Annotated in this window: 2 protein-coding genes; both read right to left on the reverse strand. The window is 27.1% G+C overall.

Annotated features, from left to right (window positions below; genetic code table 11):
- Nucleotides 1-622: hypothetical protein (locus tag TY15_RS24835; protein WP_042375715.1), on the reverse strand; the 622-nt coding region annotated here is incomplete at its 3' end.
- Nucleotides 594-1,367, reverse strand: a complete 774-nt coding sequence (locus tag TY15_RS22935) for an ATP-binding cassette domain-containing protein (RefSeq protein WP_040203436.1) — start codon at nt 1,365-1,367, stop codon at nt 594-596. The genes TY15_RS22935 and TY15_RS24835, both read right to left, overlap by 29 nt.
- Between the last annotated feature and the right edge of the window lie 268 nt (nt 1,368-1,635).

Raw genomic sequence — 1,635 nt, forward strand, 5'->3', positions numbered from 1 at the left:
CAATTAAATAATCTTTAAAATAATTTTCTATAAAAAACTCAGAACCAAACATAACCAATAGTAAAAAAATAGCATTCAGAAATAGACTTTCATTTTTACTCTTAGTTATTTTCGTTAAAAAAACACTAAGTAATGTCCATATTGTTATCGTTAATAAAAAAATAAATGTGAGAATAAAAAATAAATAACTTATGAAAAAAATATTTATTTTTCCTATTTCAATTAATATGTTCATTAATACTGGAGTAAACAGAAAAAGTAATATGAAACAATAAAAAATATACAAGTGGAGGGCAGTGCCTAGAATAAATTGATATGCTTTCGCATTTGAGTTTAAATAGAAAAACATATATTCATTGTTTTTTAACTTATTTCTAGATATAACAACAAAAAAACAGGATAATCCAATGCCAACTTTTATTACATTAAAAAATATACTGACATTTTCTATAGGAATATTGGTCAATGATTTTAATGTAAATATCACATAAACTGCATAGATGAATAAAAATGTTGATAGTATTGTAAGAAAGTGGGATGGATAATTTATTAACATGTATTTAAATTTAGCTTTTACTCTAGGATTTTCAATTTTATAAATTATTCGTAGTATCCAACTCATTTAAAAGTCCCTCTACATATTGGTAGTAATCTTGATTTACTATTTTATAGATTTCTTCTAATGAAACTTCTCCAAAATTTTTATTTAGCTCTTGTTTATTAGTGCTTAATTTCATAATTCCCTCTCTTAAAATAACTATATTATCAAATAACTCCTGACCAAAATGAAGGTTGTGGGTTGATAATAATATCCCAACCCCTTGCGATTTCAGCTTTACTAGCACCTTTTTTAAGATTATTATCATATCAGGATCAAGGCCATTCGTTGGTTCATCAAAAGCAATATAGTTACTTTTTTTTATTAATTGGGATACAATTTGAACTTTTTTCTGATTACCATGAGATAAATTGACGATAGGTGTATTCAAATACTTTTCCAATTCAAAAATACGTATTAAATTACGAACAAAGGAAGGGTCTTGTTTACCATCACAAGAACTCTCCATTAATTGGAAATATTCTCGTGGAGCTAAATAATCGAATAAAGAAATATCATCTGGTATGTATGCAATTTGTTTTTTAAAATAGTCTACATCGTGTTGAGAGTTGAAAAATATGTTGTGTCCGTTAACTGTAACTTCTCCTTCAAATTTCAAAAGCCCGAATAATGATTTTATAATGGTCGTCTTTCCAGCACCATTATGTCCTAAGAGAAGAGTTATTTTACCAGGAGTTATCTCTAAGGGGATATCATTAAGTTCGAAAGACTCATTAAATTTTTTCTTTTTAATATATAGTGTAATCATTAGTATTCTCCTAAAGATAACCTGAAATTTACAAAGATGAAGAGCACATTTCTAATTGCTAATTTGAACACTCGGGAATGATTAATAAAAGGTCACCACAATATCTCAAAAAATTAATTTAGCTTTGCATGGAGCTTGGAAATATTATAGGCAGTTATCTATACGAAGGTTCATCTTATAAAATTCCGCCATAGAATATGTCCAAATAGACTCCATGAAAAGTTCTGCAAGATTCATCTAAAGTAGAATATTAATTGGCCTGCAATTG

The sequence above is a fragment of the Neobacillus jeddahensis genome (assembly GCF_000612625.1).
In the GTDB taxonomy this organism is placed as follows: Bacteria; Bacillota; Bacilli; order Bacillales; family Cytobacillaceae; genus Neobacillus; species Neobacillus jeddahensis.

What these genes read in the sequence shown, in the direction of transcription:
- TY15_RS22935 (WP_040203436.1), bottom strand. Translation starts at nt 1,367, where the DNA reads ATGATTACACTATATATTAAAAAGAAAAAATTTAATGAGTCTTTCGAA.